Consider the following 18,499-nt stretch of genomic DNA (forward strand, 5'->3'; position numbering starts at 1 on the left):
ATTTCAGCCCGGCTGTTTGATTTGCTGGGTCAGAATTTTGGGCCTATTCTCCTAAACATCTGCTGCGATACCAAACGAAAGCTGATCGTGAGCTTCGCGCCCTGCGCACCCCTGCTCGCCGAGTTGAAGCGCTCTGGTGTTGTCTCCCCGGGTCCCAGCAAAGCCACCGGCGCCTTCACCTTGCGGAAAGAGGGCATCATGGCTGCGGCCAAACGGGGATCTGAGGCCTTCAGGATTCGCCCCGAATTCGTACATACTCCTGATCGTGGTGGCCTTCAGGTTCAATGGCAAGCAGAACCTCCCCCCTGGATTGGCAACAGCGGTGTGACTGGGCTCGCTCGATGCGGGACCCTGAGGCCTTTGCCAACGAGCAGGCCGCCCTGGGCCAGACCTGGACATTGTTGGGGCTGACCACCGACATCCCCAACGACAACGATTGGATCCGCTGCAGCCTGGGCGGAGTATCGGTGTTTGTTCAGCGCTTCGGGGTATCGATCAAAGGCTTCGAAAATGTCTGTCAGCACCGCTTTCATCCGATTCGCACATCGCCGAGAGGATCAGGCCTGATCCGTTGCGCCTTCCACCACTGGGTGTACAACCAGGAAGGGGAGGCGGTGGGCATCCCCCAGTGCAGGAATCTGTTCGGAGTTTCGCCAAAGGAATTGGGCGCAAAGCTCAGGAAGGTGGAGATCGCCACCTGTGGCGTGCTGATCTTCGGCCGGTTTCCTGCTCAGGCTCCGGCGAAATCAGCTCCAGCCAGCGCAGCAGATCGATCCGGCCCCGGGCTGAACGAAAGTCTTGAGGAGTTTCTCGGCGAAGCCTGGCCGATTCTGAAGTCACTCTGCAGAACTGGCATTCGACCATCTTCCACCACCCTGAATGTGAACGCCAACTGGAAACTTCTCTTTGAAATCACCCTTGAAGAATACCATGTTCATGCCGTGCACCCCAGCAATCTGGGGAAGAGAGGATACCTCGACCCTGAGCGCGCCTCTTACCCAAGGTTTGAGCCCCACAGTGGATTTTTCCACAATGGGCAGCCAGATGATCTATCGACCATGGCCGCGAGTTGCCGCGCCAACGAGTACTCTCCTGTCGATTACAGAATTCTCCAGATCTTTCCCAACTTCCTGATTCTTCATATTCAAGTTCTGCACTCGTGGTATGTAGTCATGACCCATTACGTCCCGATAGCGCCTGATTCTACCCGGGTACAGAGCTGGTTCTACCAGGCATCCTGGCAGCGGCCTGATGCTTCCTGGTTTCGCCTTCTGGTTCAGCGCTGGATTGAACTCTGGCTTCCGTTCATCGTTGGCATTCACCTAAAACGGATTAACCAGGAAGATCACGTCATCTGCGAAGCCATGCAGACCACGGCGGGCTCAGTCACTGAGGCACCCTTGCTCGGGCTTGAGGAGCAGAGGATCGGCTGGTTCAGAGAGGCCTACCGCGATGCCCTGGCCCGCTCGAACCGGCCGAAAAACTCCAAGGACGACCAGGGATAACGGAACTGCGGCCAGCCAGTCGCCCGGCCATCATCCAACAAGAGCTCCGAGGATGGCAAAGCTGTCCACTCCATCGTTCTGTACCCGCCGTCGAGATCACTTCAAACCGGGCTTTCTGGCAGATTGAAAACAGCCTTCGGCGATTCGATCGGTCGACATCATCAAGTGTGAGATGGACATCCACTCCACAGATACCTTGCCAATGATAGGATTGAATCATTGCTCGATCTGCAAGGCGTATCCTGAAGCCAGCTGAAATCGGCGACGCCTACAACAGAATCGCCGGCTGGTGGGAGGCCGAGCTACAGGCCTCAACCCGTGGGCTTGCCTATGTGGAGCGGGCGATTGGCCTCTGCACCGCAAGACAGAAGGCTCTGGATGTGGGGTGTGGAACCGGCGGCCGAATCCTGAGCGCCCTGGAGAAAGCAGGATTTGAGCTGACCGGCCTGGATGTGTCGCAGGAGATGCTGCGTATCGCCAGGGATCATCACCCCACGGTTGCATTCATGTGGGCCGATGTGTGCACATGGGAGCCAGCCGGGCCCTTTGACCTCATCACCGCCTGGGACAGCCTCATCCATGTGCCGCTGGCGCTGCAGGGCAGTGTGCTCGAAAAGCTCTGCCATGCCTTGAACCCGCACGGCGTGATCCTGATCACCGTTGGCGGCAGCAAGGGTGAGCTGACAAGCCGCATGCAGGGCGTGAGCTTTTATCACAGCTCCCTGAATGATCACCACTATCTCGAAGTGATCAAAGCCGCCGGATGCCGGTGCCTTCTGCTGGAGTGCGATCAGTTCCCCGAGGAGCACATGGTGCTGATTGCTGTTAAAGAGTGATACCGCTCCACAAGGAGCACTGTGCTGAAGCGCTCCTGAAGATTTCAGTCCTGGGCGGCACTTTCCTGGCTGATCTTGAACCGCCGGCAGCATCCACCGACAGGCCACGAAGATCCTGCCTGTTGTTTCCATTGGCGCTGTGCTTGTTGCCGCCCTGTTGGATGGGGTGCCAAGCAGCGCACTGAACCCCGAGCAGGGTTCTGGCCGGCCCCCTCACACCACCGCCAACGACGTGAGCGCACCGCTGAAGCCGATGATCTCCACGATTGAATCGTTGGCGGCCTGGAAGCCGGCCAGCCCATCATTGAGCGCCAGGAAGGTGCGGGTGCCGCCAGTGGCGCCGAGGCTGAAGCTGGCCGCACCGTTGGCCACGAAGCTGCTGGGGGTGAGCACCGCCGCCAGCGCCGTGGCGCTGAGGTCGGTCGCCCGGCCCAGCTCACGCAGGTTGGCGGCGGACACGGCCTGTGGGCCGTCGATGCGGTCGCTGCCGATCGCCAGATCGGTGATCTGATCGCGGGCATTGAGCAGCGAATCGCGCAGGCTGGTGAGGCGGAAGGTGTCGGCGCCGCCCAGGCCGGTGAGCAGGTCAGCCGTGGCGCTGCTGCAGAGCAGGTTGGCGGCGGCATTGCCGGTTCGGAAGCTGGGGCTGGGGTCGCTGAAGCCGAGCCGGCCGGTGGCGCCGAACAGGGCCGCGGCCGTGAGCGATCCGCTGCCCCCTAGCGCTCGCCCCTGGCTGGCGTTGAAGCCCACGTTCACGCTGCCGCCGGGCTGAATCGCGCTGGCCCAGGCATCACCGCTCACCGTGTGGCGCCACAGGCCGCCCGCCAGCGCCGTGCTGCTGATCCGCATCCTCCAGGGGGTGCCGCTGGGCCGGTGCGGGCTGTCGAAGCTGAAGTTCCAGCCATTCAGCGGTGCCGTGCCCGTATTGGTGAGCTTGAGCTGCACCGTCATGCCGCCGGTCCAGATCGACCCCCCCACCGACACCGCCAGGTCTGGGCTGGAGGTGATCGGAATGCCGTTGAGGGTCTGGGGCAACGGTGTGCCGGGCTGGGGGGTTGGGGTGGGCGTGGGAGTGGGTGTTGGGGTTGGCGTTGGAGTTGGGGTTGGCGTGGGTGTGGGCGTAGGGGTCGGAGTGGGAGTGGGCGTAGGTGTGGGAGTGGGGATCGGCGTCACCGGTGTGCCACTGCCAGGGCGTACGGAAATTCCCGGCAGGGCATCGAGCTGGGCATCGGTGAGCGCCCGACCGCCCCGCCGCTCCACGCTGCGGGCGAAGGCACCGGCCAGGCCGGCGTTGTAGTCGATCGCCACCTCGTTGGCCACGAAGTCGTCGCGGCGGTCCTGGTAGGAGAAGTCGTTGGCGCTGCTCGGGCCACCCACCAACGCCCCATAAAGGATGTGCGTGTTGGGCAGGCCATTGCGGAAGCCATCCCAGCCCACCCCCGAAGCCGCCCGGTGATGCGGCTGGCGCGGCGCATTGACCCCGAAGCCCACCACGTAGCTCGAGTTGCGCGGATTGGCCCCGAGGACATAATCCACCGTGCCCTGGGACAGGCGGCCGTAGGCCCCACCGGGGTCACGCACGTTGTCGGCATAGACATCCGCCAGGAAGGCGGTGTTGGCGGCATAGCGCAAGGAGCCCCACTGGCTGATGTGGCGCAGACCACCGGCACTGATCGACACGCCGTTGCCGCCGTTCACCCAGTTGTTCAACCAGAGCTCCACGTCCTGCTGAATGCGGGCCGAGCCGGTGTCTTCCGCCAGGATCACTGCGGTGGCATAGGAGGCGTCGTCCCAGTTGCCCGTCCAGCCACGCGAGAGGCCGCCGATGTTGTTGGTGTAGATCGACAGCGCCTTGTCGCGGTAGGCCGTGCCGTTGCCGCCAGCGGCGGTCACCGCCCGCGACAGCCAGGCCGCGCCATAGGCCAGCTCATCGTTGAAGCCACTCCAGGAGTTGTAGTAATTGCGCACCTCCGGTATCGAATCGGAGTAGCGGCCCCGGTAGCGATCCGCAAACTCGTAGAGCGAAACGGCCCGGCTCAGCAGCACATCGGCGTAGGCCGCCTGGCCGTTCTGGCGGAACAGCACCGACGCCGAAGCCAGCGCCGCCGCCGAACCAGCGGCCACATCGGAGCCGGGCTTGCTCGGCGTCACCGCCATCGCCGGCCGGGCGATCGTCTGGCTTTCCGGGGAGCTCCAGAGGGAATGATCCGCCCCCACATTGCCCACCTGCGCCACGAAGTACCGCGTGGTGCCGGCCGCATCCACACCGTGGGCTTTCAGCAGATAGTCGGTGCCCCAGCGCACGGCCTCCAACAGTTCATCGGTCTGGCCGGAGAGGGCATAGCCATCGGAGAACTCGATCCCGCCCCAGGAGAGGGTGGCGAGCGTGGAGGCCAGCGGCAGGCCGAACTTGGAATGGTCGCCGGCATCGTGATAGCCGCCGGTGAGGTCGAGCGTCAGCCCAGGCTGGAGGTTGGCGGCGGTTTGCCCACCGAAGTACACCCCATCGGCGCCATCCCGCAGGCCGGAATCGCCGCGCCAGTCGATCCGCTTGGTGGCTTCATTGAGATTGCCGGAGCGCTGCGCTTCATAGAAGAGAAAGTTCTTCTGCAGCGCCTCCGCGTAGTTGAACGTCACCCCGGTCAACGGATCAACAGTGGCCATCGCGCAGATCAGATCGCTGCCATGGTCTTAGGCCGGATTCCCCCGCCGGGGCGACCCCCATCGGAGGGTGATTCGCCGCTCAGGCGGGGGTGAGCACCGGCGTTGCTACGGGGCCCCCCGCCGGTGACCTCAGCGCAGCCGGATCAGCCCCTGACGCAGCCCGATCACCAGGGCCTGCAGGCGGTTACGCGCCCCCATGTTCTGCAGCAGCCGCTTGGTGTACGACTTCGCCGTGCTCGGGCTGATCATCAGCCGCTCGGCGATCTCCCGGTCGGTGAGCCCATCGGCGAGCCCCTCCAGGATCTGGTAGTCCCGCGGGCTCAGTTCGCTGATCGGCTCCGGCATCGGTTGCTTCCGCATCGAGGCACTGCGGAAATGGCAGCCGCCGAGTGCCGCCAGCACCGCCGCCTGCAGGGCGCCGCTGTGGAAGGTCATGTCGCGTTCCGCCACCAGCCCATCGATCCAGGCGGCCCGCACCAGGGCCGGGTCGGGACCGGTCCCCGTGCTGATCACGATCACCTTCAGGGCCGGATGCCGCTCCTTCGCCGTGGCGGTGAGAGCCAGCACGTCGCCGCTCTCAAGGCTGTCGGAGCACACCAGCAGCCCGTGGGGCTGCTCCGCCAGACGGCTCAGGCAGCTGCCGGCATCGGTGACCGCACAACCGATCAGCCCGTAACCAAACAGACCGATCGTGTAGCGCAGCAGCAACGGCTCGTTGCCCATCGCCAACGCCACCCGTGGCGGGATCGCCGTGGAGAGCAGCGCCCGGCGCATCACCGTTCGCCGGATCTGCACAACGGGGAGATCGGCGGTGAAATCCAAGGGGGGCGCAAACGGGGTCAGAGCAAGGGCAGGCTATGGCGACAGGAAGGCAAGGCCTTCAGCCCAGCCCCTCAATCCTCCGGTAGGCGACCCAGAACCGCTCCATCTGCTCGGTGGTGCCCAGGCTCACCCGCAGAGCGCCATCGATCAGCGGTTTGCCCGCCATCGAGCGCACCAGGATGCCCGCCGCCCGCAGCTCGCTCTCCACATCGGCCGCTGCTCGACCGGGCCAGAGCAGCAGGTAATTGCCGCCGGCGGCGTGATGGCCTACCCCGGCGGACGCCAGCTGCGCCAGCAGCCAGGCCCGCGCCCGCCACACCTCGGCCACGTAGGCGTCGGTGTAGGCCTGATCGGCCAGGGCCGCATGGGCGGCGGTGACGGCGAAGCTGTTGACGTCGTAGGGACCGCCCACCCGGCTGACCCGGTCGATGAGCGCCGGCGCACCGACCGCGAAGCCGAAGCGCAGGCCGGCCAGACCGGCGGTTTTCGCCAGCGAACGCAGCACCAGCAGGTTCGGGCAGGAGGCGAAGGGATCGGCGTTCCCGGCCGCGGCCAGCAGCGGTGGCAGCACGCTGTCACCGGTGAAGGCCTCATAGAGCTCATCCACCACCACCAGGGTGCCAGGGGCAGCGGCCGCCAGCTCCAGGATCCGCTGCGGCGCCAGGCGAGTGCCGGTGGGGTTGTTGGGGTTGCAGATCAACAGCAGGCGCGGGGCGGCGGTGTTCCCTGCCACTGGGGAGGCTGAGGTGGCAAGCGCCGCCTGGATCTCTTCGAACGGGAAGGCGAAATCGGGCAGCCGGTAGGGGATCGCCTCGATCGCCATCCCCTGCATGCCGGCGCAGGGGGCGTAGTAGCCGAAGGTGGGGCTTGTGGTGAGCAACCGCTCACCGGGTGCGCCGTAGGCATGAAACACGGCGTGCAGCGCCGCATCGACACCGTTGAACAGGCCGATGTGGGCGGGGGTGAGGGTTTCTGGGGCGGCGGACGCTTCGGGGACGGGCGCGGCGACCACGAGCGAGCGCACCACCGCTTCACGCAGGCCGTCGTATTCGGGATAGATCGCGTAGTGCTCAGCCGGGAGGGCGCGGATCGCCGCCACCACCTTCGGGCTGGGCCCCACCGTGTTTTCGTTGAAATCAAGCCGCAGCAGGCCGCGGCGCCCCTCCAGCGGCGCGCTGTAGGCCGTGAGGCTCTCCACCTCCGGGCGGGCCGGGGGACCGGAGCGGAACACTGGATTTTCGCCGGGGGTCGGGCTGGTCACAAGGCCAGGATCACGCCGCTTTGAAAGCCATCCTCCCCGGCCACCGGACGGATCGGCTCGCGCCAGGGGCGATCAGTCGACCTTCAAGCCGAATCAACGGCGGCAGGAAGTGAAAAACGATCCAGAATCGGCACTTGCCAACCCGGCGGGAAGCCTCGAAAAGGACAAACAAACCACCCCGCCTGGAGGCTGAATCAGCCTGGCGATCCGCAGACGGCCGATCACCTGTGCGATCGGCCTTAGCTTACGGACACTGACGTCCGGCATCCCATGGAGAAAGCCGAATTGGCTCTGAGGGCACTGGAGCGTGGTGATCTGAGATTCATTCACGATCAGGTGAACAACCGGAGCGTGATGGCCTATTGGTTCGAGGAACCCTATGAATCGTTCGATGAACTGGAAGATCTCTACAACCGACACATCCATGACAATGCCGAGCGGCGCTTTGTCGTGGAAACCAAAGACAAGCAACTGATCGGCCTGGTGGAGCTGATCGAAATCGACTACATCCACCGCCGGGCTGAATTCCAGATCATCATTGCACCTCAGCATCAAGGCAAAGGCTTTGCTCGAGTCTGCATCAATAAAGCCCTGGATTATTCTTTTGCCATTCTGAATCTGCACAAAATCTATCTTTCAGTGGCCGTCGAGAACAAGAAGGCGTTGCACTTGTATCACCAGTGCGGCTTCACCGAAGAAGGCCATCTGGTGGACGAGTTTTTCATCGAAGGTCGCTATCGCGATGTCAAACGCATGTTCATTCTCCAGGAGAATTATCTCGCCAGTGCCTCATAGCCCCGGCAGGCAATCACCCTCCCTGCCTTGATGCCCTCGTCCTCGCTCCCGCGAAGCCATCACATCCGCTCCAGGGTGGGAATGCCGAGCAGACCCAGCCCCAGCTTCAAGGTGGCTGCCGTGAAACGGCTGAGCGCCAGTCGGGAGGAACGGGCCGGTTCATCGGCCTTAAGCACCGGCACCTGGTCGTAGAAGCGGTTGAACACCTGGCTGAGCTCGAACAGGTAGCTGCACAGCCGATTGGGCAACAACTCCTCCTCCACCTCGGCGATCACGGCATCGAATTTCAGCAGTTCGCGCACCAGGGCCCACTCCTGCGGCTCGCTGAAGTGGAGCACCCCCGGCAGCTCCTCCGGCAGCGCCGGGCCTGATGCCCCGGCGGCAGGATCAAGCTGGGCACCCCCCTTGCGGACGATGCCGGCGATGCGCACCACCGCATAGAGCAGATAGGGGGCCGTGTTGCCATTCAGGGCCAGCATGCGATCGAAGCTGAATTGGTAGTTGGTGCTCCGGTTGGTGCTGAGGTCGGCGTACTTCACTGCGGCGATGCCCACCGTGGTGGCCGCATGGCAAATGAAGGATTCAGCTTCGGTGCGCTCCTCCTCCGCCAGCCGGCGGCGCAGATCCGCCTCGGCCCGCTCCACCGCTTCATCGAGCAGGTCCTTGAGCCGCACGGTGTCGCCGGAGCGGGTCTTGAGCTTCTTGCCGTCGTCTCCCTGCACCAGGCCGAACGGGACGTGCTCCAACCGCCGCCCCACCGGCACCCAGCCGGCGCGGCGGGCCACCTGGAACACGGCGGCGAAATGGCTGGCCTGGCCGGCGTCGGTCACATAGATGAGCCGCCCGGCGCCATCGCCTGCGGGCGGAGCGGCAAAGCGGTAACGCAGGGCCGCCAGGTCGGTGGTGGCGTAGTTGAAGCCGCCGTCGCTCTTCCGCACGATCAGCGGCAAAGGCTGGCCGTCCTTGCCCTTCACCCCTTCCAGGAAGACGCAACCGGCGCCGTCATCAGTGACCAGCAGCCCCAGCCCCTCCAGATCGGCCACCACCCCCTCCAGCAGGGGGTTGTAGAACGACTCACCCCGCTCGCTCAGGCGGATGTCGAGGCGATCGTAGATCTGCTGAAACTCACGGCGACTCTGCTCGCACAGCAGCTGCCACGCCCGGCGGCTGATCGGATCGCCGCTCTGCAGCTTCACCACCTCCTCACGCGCGGTGGCCTGGAAAGCGGCATCGGCGTCGAAGCGGGCCTTGGCCTGGCGGTAGAAGGCCACCAGATCGCCCAGATCGATGGCATCGGCAGTGGTCAGCGCTTCGGGGGCCACCTGCTTGAGGTGGGTGATCAGCATGCCGAACTGGGTGCCCCAGTCACCCACGTGGTTGAGCCGCAGCACCGGATGGCCGCGGAACTCCAGCACCCGGGCCAGGGCGTCGCCGATGATCGTGGAGCGCAGGTGCCCCACATGCATCTCCTTGGCGATGTTGGGGCTGGAGAAATCCACCACCACCGGCGCCGGCGCCGAGTTGCCGCTTGGCCCGGGCACCGTCGGCACCCCCAGACGCGGATCGGCGAGGCGCCTCGCCACCTCACCGGCCAGCCGCTCGGGTCGCAGGGTGAGGTTGATGAAGCCAGGCCCGGCGATCTGGGGCGGTTCGCAGAGCTCGCCAAAGGCTGGATCATCGGCCAGCTGCTCGACGATGGCCTTGGCAATGGTCCGGGGGGGCAGACCCAGGGGCCTGGCCAGGGCCAGGGCTCCGTTGGCCTGGAAATCACCGAATTCCGGCCTGGAGGCAGGCGCCAGCTGGGGATCGAAGGGCTGGCCCGCCTCAGATGCCTGCTGGCCCGCCTCGGGGAAAGCCCTCTCCATGGCTGCACGCAGCTGGCCCTGGAGGGCATCGAGAAAGGTCAGCATGGAAGCGGTGAACCGCAGCTGCGGCAGGCACTGCCCCTGATCATCCCTCCCCAGCGCACACCATGACGGCCCCAAACGCGCCGTCCGTCGAGGTGGCACTGTTCCAGGAGGCAACGGAAACCGCCTTCGCGGTGGCCGATCAGCTCCATCACCTCGACGGCCACTTCCCGAAGCCGCCGCGGCACCACACAGTGGCCAATGCCGACGAAATCAGCCAACGCCTCCTGGGCAGCCTCAATCCGATCAGCGCGATGTCGCTGGACGATGCGATCGGGCCGGCCACGACCTCACCGTGATCGCCGGCGTGCACCGAGGCTTTCTGGAACTCATCGCACACCCGGAGATCACTGGTCTGGAGCAGCTGCGCCAGCGGCGGGTGGGCATCGACATTGATATCGCCCTGCTGGGGGGCTACCAGGGTGTGGTGGTGGCCAGCGACTGGTGGCTGCACACCCACGGCGATCAGGCCCCTGCCGTGATCAGGAGCCTGCTGGGGGCAATCCGCTGGGGACTGAATCCGGCCCACCGCGAGGCGCTGATCCCGATGCTGCAGCGCTGCGTGACAGGAGCCGAAGATCCGGAGCTGGCCAGCCGGATCGCCACGGGCCTGTTCGGCCCCGTCAGCCAGTAGCTCAGCGATGGAACCATGGCTGCCAGCGATCTCGCCGTGGTGCTGGGCCTGTACAACGAAGCCCATGGCACCCAGCTGAACCTGGAAGAGATGCAGGACTGGAACAGCACCGCCTACCTGCCCTCCTGAAGGTGGGGAGGATCAATCCCAGCCAGCACAGCCAGCCACACCCGACCCCCAAAGGCCGCTCGAACCAGCCCGGCAGCCCAGAGCTGACGAACAACGCTTGAATGGGCGGGCGCGGCGCGACCGTTGATGCTGCAACCCTTCCTGCCCCCGCTGGCAAGCACCCTGGTGGGCGGGCTGCGCGATCTGATCGCCGTGGAGGGGGGCGCCACCCCTGAGCAGGCGCGGTTGCTGCGCAGCCTGGCGGTGCACCTGCTCGGGCTCATCCCCGACGAACTCACAGCCATCGCGCCGCTGCCACCGCCTGCCCTGGCCCTGCAGCTCACCGGCGAGGAGAGCCGCCGCCGCTTCCTGCAGCTGGCGCTCATGCTTGAGCTCTGCCGGCACCCCCGCAGCGAGGCTCAGCTGCAGCGGCTGGAGGCCTTCAGCAACGCGCTCGGCCTGCAGGGCGTGGAGCTGCGCCTTGTGCAGGACCTCTTCCATCGCACGGCGGCGGACGCCACCGCCGACTTCGTGCGTTGCTACGCCGCCTTCCTGCCGGAGCTCTCCTCACGCCACGGCGCGGCAGCGGGCGCGGATCTGGGCGATGCCTTCTTCGCGCAGGTGCAGGGGCTGCGCGATTGCCCCCACGGCAGCCTCGGCTGGGCCTTCGCGCAGTTCTATGCCCGCAACGGCCTGCCGCTGCCCAGCCGCGACACGCCCAACCCCGCCTACTACGTGACCCATGACATGAACCATGTGATCACCGGCTACGAGCCCACGGGGCCGGGCGAGATCGCCCTGGGCGCCTTCAAGCTGGCGCTGCGCAACGACGACGCCAACTGGATGGCCTCGCTCGCCAACTTCCTGATCCACGAGGTGGGCCTGTTCGTGCACGGCGACAACAACCAGTTCGAGCCCTACGGCGGCGACGGTGAGCCCTACAACGGCCTGAACGGCAAACGGGGCGCGCTTGATCTGCCGGGTGCGCCCGAGCTGCTGGCGGAAGCCTGGCGCCGCGGCGCCGCCTGCAGCGGCGATTTCAGCCGGCTCGACCACCTGGCCTTCGCCACTGAGCCCCTGCTGGAGATCCGCCGCCGCTTCCACGTGCTGCCGCTGGAGCGGCCCATGCTCGATCAGCCGGAGTTCTGGCCTTCGGGTGCCTGATTGTGCCGCGCCCGAAGGCTCGACTCAGCCGCTGAGCTCCAGTTCCCGCTCCAGGCCCGCCATCACCACATCGGCGCTGAGCTTGATGCGGTAGCGGCAGGCCTGGGTTTCGCTGCAGTCGAAGGTGCCGCGCTCCCAGTATTTGTTGCTGCCGGCGCCGCCGCCGCAGAGGCCGAAGTAGTCGCAGTCGGCGCGGCAGCGGGCCACACCGGCACGGATCTCAGCGAGCACCCGCTGGAACTTGGCGCTCTCCACCACCGAGGCCAGGCTGTCGGTGCTCACATTGCCGAAGGCAAAGTCGCCGTAGGCGGCGGTGGCCACCGACAGCAGCTCGGGGTCGAAGGTGGAGAAGTTGCCACGCGCATCCACGTTCACGATCGCGAAGGGATGGTTCATGTCGGTGCGTGCCAGGCGCTGATCGCCGCAGGCCAGGCCGGCGATCTCCTCGAACTCCCGCAGGCGCAGGGCACCGGGCTGGGCCCGCAGCCGCTCCCAGAAACGCTCCAGAAACGCCTGGTAGCGCGCCTCCGAGCGTGGCCGCGAGAGGGTGGAGCTGAGGTTCTCCCCTTCGGTTTCCTCCATGTTGAAGGCCAGGTTGTCGATGCCTTCGCCGACGAAGAAGTCGAACAGGGTGTCGGCGTGATCAAGGGCGTCGTCGGTGAGCACGGCGATCACCTGGAAGGGGATGCCACGGCGCTGCAGCCAGCCGATACCCCGCAGGCTGGCGGCGTGGCTGGGCAGGCCGGTGCGGGTGCGGCGGTGGGCGTCGTGCAGGAAGGCGGGGCCATCGAGGCTCACGCCCACATGGATGTCGTTGCGCTCGAAGCAGTCGCACCAGGCGGCGTCGATCGTCATGGCGTTGGTCTGCAGCGACTGCTCGATCCGCAGCGGCGGCCCCTGCCGGCGCGCCAGCACCTGGCCGATCAGGGCCGTGGCCTCGTCGTAGAAGGCGATCGGCATGGTGAGCGGCTCACCGGCATGCCAGAGCAGGGTGAAATCACCGGTGGCGTAAGGGCTCTCCAGCACCCGCTCCAGGGTGCGCTCCAGCAGCTCCAGCGGCAGGCGGCTGCGGTCGTCGCGGCTGGGCAGATAGCAGTAGTCGCAGTCGAGGTTGCAGAACGGGGTGGGCTGCACCACCAGCAACCGCAGCGGGCCGAACGTTTCGGGGTTCAACGGCTCACCAGAAGTTGCGGAAGCCACCGCCATTGCGGAAGCCACCATTGCCGAAGCCGCCGTTGCGGAAGCCCCCGTTCCAGAACCCGCCATTGCGGAAGCCACCGTTGTAGAAGCCGCCGTTGCGCCAGCCCACCCGCGGCCCGTTCACGAACACGTAGGCCAGCACATCGTCGGGGATGGCACTGGCTGCAGCTGATCCGGTTTCCCGCTCGCGAACAGCCCCGGCGATGCGGCGCAGGCGGCCCTCCACGCCGAGGCTGTCCAGATCGGGGCCGTCATGGCGAGAGCTGGCGGCGGCGGACGCCAGGGCCTCGGCGGCGGGAATCAGCGGCAGGATCGCCAGGAAAAGCAGAAAGCCGAACAGCCTGAGACGTGGTAAGGAAGCCATCGGAGGTGAAACCTGGAGAACGAAAAAGCGGAAGGCGAAAAGCGGTGGTCCGGGGACGCCTGGAAGTGGACGGTGGGCAGTGAACGGTGGGCCTTAAGCGGTGGGTCGTGAGCAGTGGGTCGTGAGCAGGAAGCTTCAGGGAGAGGCTGGCGTGGCAGACGCCGCGGCGGGGCCCTGGGGGCGGATCGCCTCGTGATTCAGCAGCACCGATTCGAAGTAGGTGCGAATCCGCTCGGACGGCACCCCCAGCACCCCTTTGGGCCCCACCCAGCGGTCCACGCTGGCCACCGCTGCGGGATCACCGTCCACATAGCCCTGCAGCAACCGGGCAATCGCCAGGTTGGTGAGGTCGCGGAAGGCTGAATCGTTCTCAGGAACGATGCAACCCACCGCATAGCGCTCATAGGGCTGCTCCGGCATCACCACCAGACCGGTGGCACCGAGGCTGTTGGCCTGGCCGGTGAGCAGGTTGGTGTCGCCCATCACCCCATCCAGCCGGCCGGCCTGCAGCGCGACCACCGCCTCAGCCAGGTTGGCGAAAGGAACCAGGCGGGCCTGGGGCTGAATGCCCTTCAGCACCGCCTCGCCAAGGGAGCCAGGCACCGCGCCGATGCGGCGGCCCAGCAGGGAGGCGGGGGAGCCGTCGATCTTGCCCGCCGGAGCCAGCACCCGGATGCCGGAGAGCCCGATCGGCAGGGTGTAATCCACCTGGGCATCGCGGGCCCAGGAGAAGGGCACGCCGCAGGCGAGGGCCAATTCTCCCTTGCCCACCCGTCGCACCAGTTCGGCGGGCTCGCTCACCGCTTCGAAGCGCACGGTGATCGGCCGGCCCAGAGCAGCGGCCAGCTCAGCCTGGACGCGGCGCACCACCTCCACCCCGTAGCCGGCCGGCTGGCCGCTGCTGTCACGGAAGCTAAGGGGGGGCAGGAGGGGTTCGCTGCCCACCACCAGCTCCCCCGTGCTGGCAACGCGTTGCAGCACCGACCCGGCCCGGGCCTCGGCGGCCGGCAACACGGCCGCGAGCAGGGCAAGGGTCACTGAGCTGATCCGCAGGCTCCGGCTCAAGAAGCGGCAGAACGGCATGGCAAGCAGCGTCGAAAACCCTCCGACACTCTGCTGCCAAGGGGCGCGCAACGCCACAGGCCCACAAGCAAAGGCACAAAGCCACCGATCCCTCCCATCCAGGGCGCCCGGAACCAGCACCACGGCCGCGTTCAGCGGCCGGGCGGAAGGTGGCGCATGCTCAGATCCAGCCAGCGGCTGCGGGTGACCGGCGCGCTGGTGGAGATCAGATCGATGCCGGTGGTGGCGTAGGCCCGCAGCTGCTCGGGTTGCACCCCCGACGCTTCCAGCACCACCGCCCGCCCCTGCGCCACCGCCAGCTGCCGCAGCTGCGGCACCAGCGCCTGCAGGGCCTGCGGGGTGAATTCATCGAGCAACACCGCGTCGGCGCCGGCGGCCACGGCAGCTTCCGCCTCGGCGGCCGTTTCCGCCTCCACAATCAGCCGCGCCGGCCAGGGCGCCGCCGCCCGCACCGCCGCGATCGCCGGGCCCACCCCACCGCTCCAGGCCAGGTGGTTCTCCTTGAGCATGGCCGCGTCATCGAGGCCGAAGCGGTGGTTCAGCCCGCCACCGCAGCGCACGGCGTACTTCTCCAGCAGCCGCAGCCCGGGCGTGGTCTTGCGGGTGTCGGCCAGGGCCACGCCCGTGCCCGCCAGCTCGGCCACCAGCAAGGCGGTGGCGGTGGCGATGCCGCTCAGGCGCATGGCCAGGTTGAGGGCGGTGCGCTCCGCCGCCACCAGGGCGTCAGCCGCCCCCTCCAGTTCCAGCAGCCGCTGACCGCTCGCCACCGGCTCCCCGTCGGCCACCTGCACCCGCACGGCCAAGGCGGGATCCAGCAGCCGGAACAGAGGCTCCACCAGCACGCCGCCGCAGAACACCCCATCGGCCTTGGCGATCCAGTGGGCCCGGCCCCGGGCGCCCGCCAGGGCGGGGGCGGTGAGGTCGCCGCGGCCGAGATCTTCGGCCAGCCAGCTGCGCAGCTGCTGCTCAAGGGCAGGGCTGAAGGGCAGCAGCGGCGGCGGGGCAGGCAAGGGGCAGGCGGGGGAAGGGAGCAGCAGGCGGCGGCAGGCGCGACGGATCAGCCCATGATCGGCGGCGGCCATTCCGGCTCACGGCCACGGGGCAGCACATTGAAGCGGCGGCGCACCTCTTCCAGCGGCTCGGCGAAGTGATCCCAGGGATCGATGGCGGCGATCAGATCCACCGACACCTGGGCGCCATGGGCCATGCCGGCGAACAGGCGCTCCACATCGAGCGCATCGCGTTCGCCCGGGATGAACGGCGTGGCGCCGATGCCCAGCTCGAACTCCGCCAGGCCGAACATCAGCACATAGAACGGATCCACCTGCTCAAAGCCCGCCTGGAAGCCGAGCACGGCCCCCTCTTCGGCGGCGGTGGTGCCGTAACCGCCGAGCACATGGCAGCAGTCGTGGTGCATCACCGGCGGCGGTGGGCCGCCGATCTCTCCGGGGAAGCCGAAGTGGTTGCGGTCGATGAAGGCGGCATAGGCCAGCCCGAAACTGCCGGCGGGATAGCCGCGCAGGGCGCGGTAGCGCTCGGCCATGGCCGGATCCTCCTGCCGCAGCAGCACCCGCGCCACCCCCAGGGCTCCGCGCAGCCCCTCCTGCTCCAGGGTGGCCCGCGCCGCTGACGCGATGAAGCCGCGCCGGGCGATGTCGAGGCGCACCATGGCCAGCCGCTGCTCCATCACCTGCCGGAAGGTGCGCACCGGCGCCGGGTCCACCGCCAGGGCGGCAGCCGCCTGCTCCAGCAACTGCTGCTGCGCCGGGGTGGGCTCACCATCGAACAGGGCCACCAGGGTCATGCCGCGCAGGATGCGCTCCCGCCACTGGGGATCGGGGTTCACCGCCCGCACCCGTTCGGCGAGCTGGGCCGGCGTGATCGGCGGCAGGGAATCGAGATCGCAATCAATCCGCAGCAGGTGATCGCGCACGCCGCGGATGGCGGCGAGGGCCTTGGCCGACGGCGCGCCATTGCAGCGAGCCACCGTGAGCAGGGCGGCCAGGCCGGCGGCGCCGATCGCCTGTCGCTGCTCCAACGGGAGCTGAGCCCTGGGATCGATCACCGCTCAGCCGCGCACGCAGACCTCATTGTGGCCAGCGCGCCCTCACTTGCCGATGCAGAAGCGCGCGAAGACCCGATCGAGCACCGCTTCGCTCACCTCCTCGCCGGTGATCTCGCCGAGGCTGCGCACGGCGGCGCGCAGGTCGATCGTCCAGAAGTCCCAGGGCAGCTGGTCTGCTGCCGCCTCCAGGCTGCGCTCCAGGGCGGCGGCGGCGGCGGCGGCCAGCTCGCGCTGGCGGGCATTGAGCGCCACCTGCAGGCCCTCCTGCAGGGTGGCGCCGCAGCGCTGCAGCAGCGTTTCCACCAGGACATCGCAGCCCGCGCCGGTGCGGGCACTGATCAGCAGCCGAGCTGGGGACCCCGGGTCTGGCGGCGCCGCGTCGGCCTTGTTTCCCACCAGCAGCAGCGCCGCCCCCTCGGGCACCAGGTCGCGCAGCTGCTGATCGGCAGCGGTCCAGCCGGCGGTGAGGTCGTAGAGGAGCAGCACCGCATCGGCGGCCGCCAGGGCAGCGCGACTGCGCTCGATGCCCAGCCGCTCCACGGGGTCGTCGGTGGGCCGGATGCCGGCGGTGTCGAGCAGGGTGAGGGGCACCCCGTGGAGCACCAGCTCGCTTTCCACCAGGTCGCGGGTGGTGCCGGGCTGATCGGTCACAATCGCCCGGTCCGTGCGGCTGAGGGCATTGAGCAGGCTGGATTTGCCCACGTTCGGGCGCCCGACGATCGCCACCTTCAGTCCAGCGCGCAGCAACAGACCCTGGCCGGCTTCCGCCACCAACTGCTCCAGCTCCTCCTTCACCGCCTCCAGGGCCGCCACCACCGCCGATCCAGCCAGCGGAGGCAGGTTCTCCTCGAAATCCACCCGGGCCTCCAGCTCGGCCAGCTGATCGAGCAACCGGTCGCGCAGCGCCGTGATGCGTCGCTGCAGCCCCCCGTCCAGACCGGCCATCGCCAACTGGGCCGCACGCCGGCTGCGGGCGGTGATCAGCTCACTGATCGCCTCGGCGCGGGTGAGATCGAGCCTGCCGTTCAGGAAGGCCCGCTGACTGAATTCCCCCGGTGCGGCGCGGCGCGCCCCGGCCGCCTGCACCAGCTCCAGCACGCGCGCCACGGCGATCAGCCCGCCATGGCAATGGAGCTCCACCACGTCTTCACGGGTGAAGCTGCGCGGGGCGCGCATCAGCAGCAGCAGCGCTTCATCGACGCGCTCGCCGCTGACTGGATCCTGCACATGGCCGTAGAGCACTCGGTGGCTCTCCCAGAGCTGGCGGCCGGCGACACGGAACAGCCGGCGGCCGATCGCCTCCGCCGCCCCACCGGAGATGCGTACGATCGCAATACTTCCCTGGCCAGGCGCCACCGCCGTGGCAATCGCTGCAATGGTGTCCTCCGAGCCCAAGAGCCCTCCAGGGCCACGCAGCCCCCAGTCTCGGCTGCGGCGGGCCCTGCTCTGGTTGTGGGAACAGGAGGGCAGCCATGGCCAGCGGGCCCGGGGCCTGGCGGCCGGCATCTTCTGCGGCTGCTTCCCGTTCTTCGGGCTGCAGACCATCCTGGGCATCGGTCTGGCCAGCCTGCTGCGGGGCAACCATCTGCTGGCGGCGGCGGGCACCTGGATCAGCAACCCGATCACCTACCTGCCCCTCTACTGGTTCAACTATCAGCTGGGCAGCTGGATGCTGGGCCCGGGCCGGGGCTGGCCGAGCCTGGAGGTGATCCGCCAGGAGGGAATCTGGGATCTGGGCTGGTCGTTCTCGAGCCGGATCCTGCTCGGCTCGACCGTGGTGGGGCTGCTGGCCTCCGTCTGCATCTCGGCCCTCTACTGGACCTGGCTGGAGCGAAACCTGGCCAAACCGGTGAAGCCATCCTGAGCCGGCTCAGCCCCTGCTGAACCCAGGGCAGAGCATCAGATCAATGTGGCCACCGCTGGGTTGGCGCCACTCCCGGAATTCATCGGCCAGGGCCTTGTGCTCACGGCGCCACTGGTCGTCGTCCAGTTCCTGGAGCCGTTGATGGACCAGATCCAGGGTGTCGTCGATCAGCTGGGCGGCCTGTTCGGAAGTCATCGGGAACCATCGAAGCAAACATCCATTGATGA

Annotated in this window: 19 protein-coding genes; 8 read left to right on the plus strand and 11 right to left on the minus strand. The window is 67.3% G+C overall.

All coding sequences use genetic code 11. The annotated features are described in order from the left end of the window. Positions 1-21: 21 nt before the first annotated feature. The 3 genes from KQ307_RS00375 (at position 22) to KQ307_RS00385 (ending at position 2,341) form a co-directional block, all read left to right on the plus strand. On the plus strand, positions 22-411 hold the full coding sequence (locus tag KQ307_RS00375; protein ID WP_259726613.1) for a hypothetical protein: 390 nt from the start codon (positions 22-24) through the stop codon (positions 409-411). Continuing rightward, positions 342-1,505, plus strand: coding sequence for an aromatic ring-hydroxylating dioxygenase subunit alpha (locus tag KQ307_RS00380; protein WP_259726566.1), 1,164 nt, complete (start codon positions 342-344; stop codon positions 1,503-1,505). The genes KQ307_RS00375 and KQ307_RS00380 overlap by 70 nt, the downstream gene beginning before the upstream one ends. A 332-nt stretch (positions 1,506-1,837) precedes the next feature. Continuing rightward, positions 1,838-2,341, plus strand: a complete 504-nt coding sequence (locus KQ307_RS00385; RefSeq protein WP_259726567.1) for a trans-aconitate 2-methyltransferase — start codon at positions 1,838-1,840, stop codon at positions 2,339-2,341. 213 nt (positions 2,342-2,554) lie between these two features. On the opposite strand, the gene KQ307_RS00390 is transcribed toward KQ307_RS00385, so the two are convergent. The 3 genes from KQ307_RS00390 to KQ307_RS00400 all read right to left on the minus strand — a co-directional run bounded on the left by KQ307_RS00390 (position 2,555) and on the right by KQ307_RS00400 (position 7,088). Continuing rightward, positions 2,555-5,005 carry a glycoside hydrolase family 9 protein gene (locus KQ307_RS00390; RefSeq protein WP_259726568.1) on the minus strand — a complete coding sequence of 817 codons (2,451 nt, stop codon included), beginning with the start codon at positions 5,003-5,005 and terminating at the stop codon, positions 2,555-2,557. A 129-nt stretch (positions 5,006-5,134) separates the two neighbouring features. Beyond that, positions 5,135-5,827: a LuxR C-terminal-related transcriptional regulator gene (locus KQ307_RS00395; protein ID WP_259726569.1), complete on the minus strand. Its 693-nt coding sequence runs from the start codon at positions 5,825-5,827 to the stop codon at positions 5,135-5,137. Positions 5,828-5,885: 58 nt separating this feature from the next. After that, entirely contained in the window at positions 5,886-7,088 is a 1,203-nt protein-coding gene (locus KQ307_RS00400) for a histidinol-phosphate transaminase (RefSeq protein WP_259726570.1), read from the minus strand. A 270-nt stretch (positions 7,089-7,358) separates the two neighbouring features. Here KQ307_RS00400 and speG point away from each other — a divergent pair, with 270 nt between their 5' ends. After that, positions 7,359-7,883: a spermidine N1-acetyltransferase gene (gene speG / locus KQ307_RS00405; RefSeq protein ID WP_259701202.1), complete on the plus strand. Its 525-nt coding sequence runs from the start codon at positions 7,359-7,361 to the stop codon at positions 7,881-7,883. Between the two features lie 59 nt (positions 7,884-7,942). Here the strand turns inward: speG and argS are convergent, their stop codons facing one another. Beyond that, a complete protein-coding gene (argS, locus tag KQ307_RS00410; RefSeq protein ID WP_259726571.1) occupies positions 7,943-9,793 on the minus strand; it encodes an arginine--tRNA ligase in 1,851 nt (616 codons plus the stop codon). A 62-nt stretch (positions 9,794-9,855) separates the two neighbouring features. Here argS and KQ307_RS00415 point away from each other — a divergent pair, with 62 nt between their 5' ends. The 3 genes from KQ307_RS00415 (at position 9,856) to KQ307_RS00425 (ending at position 11,696) form a co-directional block, all read left to right on the plus strand. Continuing rightward, positions 9,856-10,089, plus strand: coding sequence for a hypothetical protein (locus tag KQ307_RS00415; RefSeq protein WP_259726572.1), 234 nt, complete (start codon positions 9,856-9,858; stop codon positions 10,087-10,089). Continuing rightward, on the plus strand, positions 10,086-10,424 hold the full coding sequence (locus KQ307_RS00420) for a hypothetical protein (RefSeq protein WP_259726573.1): 339 nt from the start codon (positions 10,086-10,088) through the stop codon (positions 10,422-10,424). The genes KQ307_RS00415 and KQ307_RS00420 overlap by 4 nt, the downstream gene beginning before the upstream one ends. A 255-nt stretch (positions 10,425-10,679) precedes the next feature. Further along, positions 10,680-11,696: a hypothetical protein gene (locus tag KQ307_RS00425; RefSeq protein WP_259726574.1), complete on the plus strand. Its 1,017-nt coding sequence runs from the start codon at positions 10,680-10,682 to the stop codon at positions 11,694-11,696. A gap of 24 nt (positions 11,697-11,720) precedes the next feature. Here KQ307_RS00425 and grrM read toward each other — a convergent pair whose 3' ends face one another. The 6 genes from grrM to mnmE form a co-directional block, all read right to left on the minus strand. Then, complete coding sequence (grrM, locus tag KQ307_RS00430; protein WP_259726575.1) at positions 11,721-12,869, minus strand: cyclophane-forming radical SAM/SPASM peptide maturase GrrM/OscB; 1,149 nt, start codon at positions 12,867-12,869, stop codon at positions 11,721-11,723. Between the two features lie 4 nt (positions 12,870-12,873). Next, a complete protein-coding gene (grrA, locus tag KQ307_RS00435) occupies positions 12,874-13,260 on the minus strand; it encodes a GrrA/OscA1 family cyclophane-containing rSAM-modified RiPP (protein ID WP_259726576.1) in 387 nt (128 codons plus the stop codon). A 135-nt stretch (positions 13,261-13,395) separates the two neighbouring features. After that, positions 13,396-14,325 carry an extracellular substrate binding-like orphan protein GrrP gene (grrP, locus tag KQ307_RS00440; RefSeq protein ID WP_259726577.1) on the minus strand — a complete coding sequence of 310 codons (930 nt, stop codon included), beginning with the start codon at positions 14,323-14,325 and terminating at the stop codon, positions 13,396-13,398. 149 nt (positions 14,326-14,474) lie between these two features. Beyond that, on the minus strand, positions 14,475-15,425 hold the full coding sequence (gene nadC / locus KQ307_RS00445) for a carboxylating nicotinate-nucleotide diphosphorylase (protein WP_259726578.1): 951 nt from the start codon (positions 15,423-15,425) through the stop codon (positions 14,475-14,477). Then, entirely contained in the window at positions 15,401-16,408 is a 1,008-nt protein-coding gene (locus KQ307_RS00450) for a TerB family tellurite resistance protein (protein WP_259726579.1), read from the minus strand. Before KQ307_RS00450 ends, nadC begins: the two co-directional genes overlap by 25 nt. A gap of 42 nt (positions 16,409-16,450) precedes the next feature. Beyond that, positions 16,451-17,803 (minus strand): tRNA uridine-5-carboxymethylaminomethyl(34) synthesis GTPase MnmE, encoded by a 1,353-nt coding sequence (mnmE, locus tag KQ307_RS00455; RefSeq protein ID WP_259726580.1) that lies wholly within the window; start codon positions 17,801-17,803, stop codon positions 16,451-16,453. Between mnmE and KQ307_RS00460 the strand changes: the two genes are divergently transcribed. Further along, positions 17,784-18,272 (plus strand): DUF2062 domain-containing protein, encoded by a 489-nt coding sequence (locus KQ307_RS00460; protein ID WP_259701215.1) that lies wholly within the window; start codon positions 17,784-17,786, stop codon positions 18,270-18,272. The two genes, mnmE and KQ307_RS00460, sit on opposite strands and share 20 nt — an antisense overlap. Before the next feature lie 6 nt (positions 18,273-18,278). Here KQ307_RS00460 and KQ307_RS00465 read toward each other — a convergent pair whose 3' ends face one another. Next, on the minus strand, positions 18,279-18,467 hold the full coding sequence (locus KQ307_RS00465) for a hypothetical protein (protein WP_259701216.1): 189 nt from the start codon (positions 18,465-18,467) through the stop codon (positions 18,279-18,281). Between the last annotated feature and the right edge of the window lie 32 nt (positions 18,468-18,499).

The sequence above is a fragment of the Synechococcus sp. CS-1326 genome (genome assembly GCF_025128115.1).
Lineage (GTDB): Bacteria > Cyanobacteriota > Cyanobacteriia > PCC-6307 > Cyanobiaceae > Regnicoccus.

Coding starts and splice junctions, on each gene's coding strand:
- KQ307_RS00380 (WP_259726566.1), top strand. CDS start 342: ATGCGGGACCCTGAGGCCTTTGCCAACGAGCAGGCCGCCCTGGGCCAG.
- KQ307_RS00390 (WP_259726568.1), bottom strand. CDS start 5,005: ATGGCCACTGTTGATCCGTTGACCGGGGTGACGTTCAACTACGCGGAG.
- speG (WP_259701202.1), top strand. CDS start 7,359: ATGGAGAAAGCCGAATTGGCTCTGAGGGCACTGGAGCGTGGTGATCTG.
- argS (WP_259726571.1), bottom strand. CDS start 9,793: ATGCTGACCTTTCTCGATGCCCTCCAGGGCCAGCTGCGTGCAGCCATG.
- KQ307_RS00415 (WP_259726572.1), top strand. CDS start 9,856: ATGACGGCCCCAAACGCGCCGTCCGTCGAGGTGGCACTGTTCCAGGAG.
- KQ307_RS00425 (WP_259726574.1), top strand. CDS start 10,680: ATGCTGCAACCCTTCCTGCCCCCGCTGGCAAGCACCCTGGTGGGCGGG.
- grrA (WP_259726576.1), bottom strand. CDS start 13,260: ATGGCTTCCTTACCACGTCTCAGGCTGTTCGGCTTTCTGCTTTTCCTG.
- nadC (WP_259726578.1), bottom strand. CDS start 15,425: ATGGCCGCCGCCGATCATGGGCTGATCCGTCGCGCCTGCCGCCGCCTG.
- KQ307_RS00460 (WP_259701215.1), top strand. CDS start 17,784: ATGGTGTCCTCCGAGCCCAAGAGCCCTCCAGGGCCACGCAGCCCCCAG.
- KQ307_RS00465 (WP_259701216.1), bottom strand. CDS start 18,467: ATGACTTCCGAACAGGCCGCCCAGCTGATCGACGACACCCTGGATCTG.